Source organism: Streptomyces sp., assembly GCF_031178505.1.
GTDB classification, from domain to species: Bacteria; Actinomycetota; Actinomycetes; order Streptomycetales; family Streptomycetaceae; genus Streptomyces; species Streptomyces gulbargensis.
This window is the reverse complement of record NZ_JAPSIW010000383.1, coordinates 1-6,600: the sequence shown is the minus strand read 5'-3', so window position 1 is coordinate 6,600 and position 6,600 is coordinate 1. Positions and strand designations below refer to the sequence as shown.

Annotated in this window: 4 protein-coding genes; 2 read left to right on the top strand and 2 right to left on the bottom strand. The window is 72.5% G+C overall.

Annotated features, from left to right (window positions below):
• Nucleotides 1-152: 152 nt before the first annotated feature.
• Nucleotides 153-1,295 (bottom strand): C40 family peptidase, encoded by a 1,143-nt coding sequence (locus RIF68_RS22745; RefSeq protein ID WP_309053140.1) that lies wholly within the window; start codon nt 1,293-1,295, stop codon nt 153-155.
• 345 nt (nt 1,296-1,640) lie between these two features.
• On the opposite strand from RIF68_RS22745, the gene RIF68_RS22740 reads away from it, so the two are divergent.
• Together RIF68_RS22740 and pcrA are read left to right on the top strand one after the other, a co-directional pair.
• A complete protein-coding gene (locus tag RIF68_RS22740; protein WP_309053139.1) occupies nt 1,641-1,994 on the top strand; it encodes a hypothetical protein in 354 nt (117 codons plus the stop codon).
• A 125-nt stretch (nt 1,995-2,119) separates the two neighbouring features.
• Entirely contained in the window at nt 2,120-4,573 is a 2,454-nt protein-coding gene (gene pcrA / locus RIF68_RS22735; RefSeq protein ID WP_309053138.1) for a DNA helicase PcrA, read from the top strand.
• A gap of 109 nt (nt 4,574-4,682) precedes the next feature.
• On the opposite strand, the gene RIF68_RS22730 is transcribed toward pcrA, so the two are convergent.
• Nucleotides 4,683-6,254: a peptidoglycan DD-metalloendopeptidase family protein gene (locus RIF68_RS22730; RefSeq protein ID WP_309053137.1), complete on the bottom strand. Its 1,572-nt coding sequence runs from the start codon at nt 6,252-6,254 to the stop codon at nt 4,683-4,685.
• Nucleotides 6,255-6,600: the final 346 nt, after the last annotated feature.

Below are 6,600 nucleotides of genomic sequence, written 5' to 3'. Positions count from 1 at the left end.
CTGGCGCCCGCACCTGCCCCGGCCGCAGCTCGCCGCACGGCACCTGCCCCGGCCGGGTCCGGCCCCACCCGACCGCCGAACTCCCCGCCCGCCGGACCCCGCTGCCGAGCCGACCTCGGCAGCGCCCCCGCTCCGGCTCCGGCGTGGATGGCTCAGCCGACGCGGGTGGCTCCCGCGAAGGGCATCTCGTCGATCGGGGCCACCCGGATCGGAGCGCCGGGGCGGGGTGCGTGGATCATCTGGCCGCCCCCGACGTAGAGCCCGACGTGGCTGATGCCCGAGTAGAAGAAGACCAGGTCACCGGGGGCGAGCTGGGAGCGGGGGACGCGCCGGCCGGCGTTGATCTGGGTGTAGGTGGTGCGGGGCAGTGCCACGCCGGCGGCGCGCCAGGCCGCCTGGGTCAGCCCGGAGCAGTCGTAACCCGAGGGGCCCGTCGCCCCCCACACGTACGGCTTGCCGAGCTGGGCGCGGGCGAAGGAGACGGCCTGCGCGGCCCGGTCGGTGGGCGCGGTCACGGAGCCGCGGTCGCCCCCGGAGGAACGATCCGCCCGGTCCCGGGACGCGCTGTCGGACGCCCCCTCGGACGACGACGGGAACGCACCGGCGGCCGGGCCGCCGGAGACGGCCGACCGGGACAGGGCCGAGTGGTCGCGGGCCGCCTCCGCGGCTTCGTAGCGGGCGCGTTCCTCCGCGGTCAGGCGGGTGAGCAGGTGCCGGGCCTCCGTGAGCTTCGCCAGGACCGCCGCCTTCTGCCGCCGCAGGTCCTCCTCGTGCCCGCGCAGGGCCGCGAGCCGGTCCACCGACTCGGCCCGCAGCTGCCGGAGCGCGCCCAGCTCACGCCGCACCGAGGCGACGGCGGCCGCCTGACGGGCGCCGGCCTTCTCGGCGAGGGCGGCCCGCTCCAGGTACTGCTCCGGATCGGAGGTGAGCGCGAGCTGGACGGCGGGATCGAGCCCGCCGGACCGGTACTGGGCCGCGGCGATCTTCCCGAGTCCGGCCCGGGCCGTGTTCAGCCGCTCCGTCCTGCGGGCGGCCTCGTCACGCAGCCGGTCGAAGGCCGCGCGCGCCGCGTCCGCCTTCTCCTTCGCCCCGTTGTACCGCTCGGTCGCGACCTCGGCCTCCTGGTGGAGCCGGTCGACCTTCGCCTTGACCTGGGCCGGGGTGGGCCGGGGGTCGGCGTGGCCCGATCCTTCGAGGAGGGCCGTGGTCGCCGCCGAGGCGAGGGCGAGCGTGGCGGCGGTGCGGACCGCCTGGCCACCGAAGGGGGACGAGCGGGGTTTTCGGTGCGCTGCCACGAGGGCGGGTCACATCCTCTTCCTGACCGGGGACGGTGAGCGCCGGGCCGGCGGCGGCCCGCACAGGGGAGACGGACCGCCGCCGGTTCTTTCGGCGGGGGCGACCGACAGCCGCCGGGTGACCGGCGGTGGTGGGGAGCCGGCCACCTGCCGCAGGACGCTAGGGGGGCCGGTTGCGTCCCGGCGGGGAGTTGACGTCAATTGACGGGACTTGGCCGTCCGCGACCGATCATTTTCGCTTCGGGCAGTGCAGTGTGATCCCTTCCGGCACGTCACCGACCGAGGCGCCGGAGACGGTGGACCCGCCCGCCGAGCGGTGCTAAGGCCCCGGCTAGGCTCCGCCCCATGGACGTCCTCATCAATGTCTTCGTCGCCCTGCACATCATCGGTATCGCTTCCCTCCTGGGCGGATTCCTCACCCAGATGAAGGCGATGGGAGCAGGTACGGCCCGCTTCACCCCCGCCATGCTGCACGGCGCGCTCACCATGCTGGTCACCGGCATCGCGCTCGTCGGCCTCAACCAGGCCGACGACCAGACCGTGAACAACGTCAAGATCGGCATCAAGCTGGCCGTCCTCGTCGTCATCCTGGCCCTCGTCTACGTCAAGCGGGACGAGGAGCGTGTCGACAAGGGCCTCTTCGGCGCCGTCGGCGGCCTGACCGTGGCGAACATCTTCATCGCGACCCTCTGGGTCTGACGCCTCCGGCGCTGCTCGCCGACCGGTGCGACCGGCCCGTGTGACACGTCTCGCGCCGCCGGAGCGCACCGGCCTTGCCGAAGCCGGGACCGGATGTCGGTGGAGCGTCCTAGACTCGTGAGGCGATGAGCAGCCTCTTTGACGACAGCTTCCTGGCCGGCCTCCAGAACCACTCCTCCGAGGAGGCCCCGCCCCCGCCCGAGGACGACGACCACGGCGCCCCGGCCGCGGAGGAGGTCCCGCACGACCTCTTCGGGGAGCACTTCGACGCGCCCCCGCCCCGGGACGCGCACTACCGCGACGGCGCCCCCCGGCCCGTCGTGGACGCCGCCGCGCTCCTGGAAGGGCTGAACGAGCAGCAGCGCGCCGCCGTCGTCCACACCGGCTCCCCCCTGCTCATCGTCGCGGGCGCCGGCTCCGGCAAGACGCGGGTGCTCACCCATCGCATCGCCCACCTCCTGGCCACCCGGCACGTCCATCCCGGCCAGATACTGGCGATCACCTTCACCAACAAGGCCGCCGGCGAGATGAAGGAGCGCGTCGAGCAGCTCGTCGGCCCCCGGGCCAACGCGATGTGGGTCATGACCTTCCACAGCGCCTGCGTCCGCATCCTGCGCCGCGAGTCGAAGAAGCTCGGTTTCACCTCCTCCTTCTCGATCTACGACGCGGCCGACTCCAAGCGGCTGATGTCCCTGGTCTGCCGCGACCTGGACCTCGATCCGAAGAAGTTCCCGCCGAAGTCCTTCAGCGCCAAGATCTCGAACCTCAAGAACGAGCTGATCGACGAGGAGGCCTTCGCCGACCAGGCCGCCGACGGCTTCGAGAAGACGCTCGCCGAGGCCTACCGGATGTACCAGGCCCGGCTGCGCGAGGCCAACGCCCTCGACTTCGACGACATCATCATGACGACGGTCCACCTGCTCCAGGCGTTCCCGGACGTCGCCGAGCACTACCGCCGCCGTTTCCGGCACGTCCTCGTCGACGAGTACCAGGACACCAACCACGCCCAGTACACGCTGGTGCGCGAGCTGGTCGGCACGGGCTACGAGGACCTCGGCCCGGCCGAGCTCTGTGTCGTCGGTGACGCCGACCAGTCGATCTACGCCTTCCGCGGCGCGACCATCCGCAACATCCTCCAGTTCGAGGAGGACTACCCGGACGCGACGACGATCCTCCTGGAGCAGAACTACCGCTCCACGCAGACGATCCTCTCCGCCGCCAACGCCGTCATCGAGCGCAACGAGTCCCGCCGCCCCAAGAACCTCTGGACGAACGCGGGCGCGGGCGCGCGGATCACCGGGTACGTCGCGGACACCGAGCACGACGAGGCCCAGTTCGTCGCCGACGAGATCGACCGGCTCACCGACGCCGGCGAGGCCAAGGCCGGTGACGTCGCCGTCTTCTACCGGACCAACGCCCAGTCCCGCGTCTTCGAAGAGATCTTCATCCGCGTCGGTCTGCCCTACAAGGTCGTCGGCGGCGTGCGCTTCTACGAGCGCAAGGAGGTCCGGGACGTCCTCGCGTACCTGCGCGTCCTCGCCAATCCCGAGGACACCGTCCCGCTCCGCCGCATCCTCAACGTGCCGAAGCGGGGGATCGGTGAGCGCGCCGAAGCCATGATCGACGCCCTCTCCCTCCGCGAGAAGATCACCTTCCCGCAGGCGCTCAAGCGGGTCGACGAGGCGTACGGCATGGCCGCGCGCTCCGCGAACGCCGTCAAGCGCTTCAACGCGCTGATGGACGAGCTGCGCACCATCGCCGAGTCCGGCGCGGGCCCCGCCGTCGTCCTGGAGGCCGTACTGGAGCGGACCGGCTACCTGGCCGAGCTCCAGGCCTCCACCGACCCGCAGGACGAGACCCGCATCGAGAACCTTCAGGAGCTGGCCTCCGTGGCCCTGGAGTTCGAGCAGGAGCGCGGCGAGGGCGAGGGCACGGGCACGCTGGCCGAGTTCCTGGAGCAGGTCGCGCTCGTCGCGGACTCCGACCAGATCCCCGACGACGACGAGGAGGGCTCGGGCGTCATCACCCTGATGACCCTGCACACCGCCAAGGGCCTGGAGTTCCCGGTGGTCTTCCTCACCGGCATGGAGGACGGCGTCTTCCCGCACATGCGCGCCCTGGGCCAGACGAAGGAGCTGGAGGAGGAGCGGCGCCTCGCCTACGTGGGCATCACGCGCGCGCGGGAGCGGCTCTACCTCACCCGTTCCTCGATGCGCAGCGCCTGGGGCCAGCCCTCGTACAACCCGGCCTCGCGCTTCCTGGAGGAGATCCCGCCCGCGTACCTGGAGTGGAAGCGGACCGGGCCGATGGTGAAGCCCGCCGGTCCGACCCCGGGCATCACCTCGTCCCTCTCCTCCTCGCGCTCCCGCTCGGGCCCGTCGGGCTTCGCGACGAGCCGGGCCGGTGACAAGCCGGTGGTCGCGCTCAAGGTCGGTGACCGGGTCACGCACGACCAGTTCGGTCTGGGCACGGTGATGGCGGTCGGTGGCGCCGGCCCGAACGCCGAGGCCACGATCGACTTCGGCGGCGAGAAGCCGAAGCGGCTGCTGCTGCGGTACGCCCCGGTCGAGAAGCTGTAGCGGTACGGCGCCGGTAGCGCAGCCGGAGCGGGACACCGCTCCGCACGGCGAAGGCCCCGGCGGAAGCCGGGGCCTGGTCGCACGCCGCTGCCGTACGGAGGCGGTCGGATCAGCTGGTCGGGTCGAGGCCGTGGCTGCGGAGCCAGGCCAGCGGGTCGATCGCCGAGCCGCCGCCGGGCCGGACCTCGAAGTGGAGGTGGGGGCCGGTGGAGTTGCCCGAGTTGCCGGAGTACGCGATGACGTCACCGGCCTTGACCTCGCCGGAGCGGATCTTGGTGCTGCTGAGGTGGCAGTACCAGGTCTCCGTGCCGTCCTTCGCCGTCACGATCGCCATGTTGCCGTAGGCGCTGTTCCACTGGGTGCGGACGGTGCCGTCGGTCGCGGCCATCACCTTCGTGCCGTACTGGACGGGGAAGTCGATGCCGGTGTGGACGGACATCCAGTTGACGCCGGACTGGCCGTAGCGCGCGCTGAGCTGGTGCAGCTTCACCGGCAGCATGAACTTGGGGCGCATCGCCTCGCGGAGGGCCGCCTCCTCCGCGCGCTTCTTCCGCTCCGCCTCCTGGCGGACGCGGAGGTCGATCCGCTCCTGGGTGCGGCTGGCGCGGTCGCCGAAGTCACGGGCGCCGTTGTCGAGCGCGACGAGCTGGGTCTCGAAACGCTTGTTGGCGGCGTTCTGCTGCACGGCCGCCGGGTCGGCCGCGGCGAGGGTGGTCGTGTCGTCCTTCTTGGCCGCCGTGTTCTGCGGCGCGGTGAGCCCGCTGACGGAGGCGGCGGCGATGCCGGCGACGCCCATGACACAGGCGGAGGGAACGGCGACGGTCAGCAGGGCGGAGCGCTTGGCGGGGGTACGGCGCCGGCCGCGGCCGCCGCCGGAGGTGCGGCGCGCGGAGCGGCCGGCCGCGGCGGGCTCGTCGGTGCGGACCTCGACGGCCGGCCGGTGGACGGCGTCCGGGTCGTGGTCCGTGTCGCCCTCGTACGCGTACTCCGGAACGTCCCCGTCGCCCGCGCTGTCACCGTCGTCCGCGGCCGGCGCCGGCTCGGGGACGAAGGCGAACTCGGCGGTGTGGTCGGCGGCCGGCGCGTCGCCCGTGGAGTGGGTCCCGGTGTCGGTGTCGCCGTTTTCCGGGTCGGCGTCGTACAGCGGCTCGGGCGTGTACTGGTGGGGGACGACCGGCTCGGCCTCGGCCGGCGCCTGGTTCCAGGCGGTCGCGTCGTAGGCACCGGTGTCGGTCGTGAAGACGGGCGCGGCCCACTGGCCGGTCGCGTCGTACGCCTCGTAGCCGTAGGTGCCCTGCGGGGTGTACGTGCCGGAGTGGACGGTCTCGTACGCGCCGGTCGCCTGCGCGTCGGTCCAGGCGGAGGCGTCCCACTGGCCGGTGGTGTCGTACGTGGTGGCGGCGTCGTACGGGGCGGTGCCGGGGTAGGCGGTGGTGGTGGCGGTGCTCCACTGGCCGGTGCTGTCCCACTGCCCGGTCGCGTCGCCGTACGTCTCGTACGCGCCCGTGTCGTCGGACGCGGCGTGGGCGGGGGTGCCGGTGTCGTACTGCCCCAGATCCCATGAGCCGCTGTGGTCGGCCTGACCACCGGGATAAGCGCCGAACAGCGGGTCGATGGCGAAACTGCCGGTGGAGTGGGCGTCACCTTCGACGTACCCGGCGTAGGGGTGCTGGTCGTTCACCAACTTCTCTCTCGCCTCGGCAGCAGAACCAGTCCGGGGCGGGCCCGACGAGGGGTGTCCCGGGGGGAAGCAGTGGGCGCGACTGTACCCGGCGGTATGCGCGGCGGACAATCTTCGGCGGGGTTTGAGGCCGCAGGAAACGGGCAATCGGCCGTGTTTCGCCAGCTCATGGAGAGAGCTTTGGCCTTGTGTTCGAGAAACGTTCGAAGCGCCGTGTCGCCGCGCGGTCATCGTCGGCCCACCGGGCACTCGCCCAGCCTCCTCGACGGGAGCGCCGGACGGTCCACGGGCAGTCACGAACCGGTCCGCGGACAGTCACCGACGGAGCGCGCGCACGGCTCCCCGG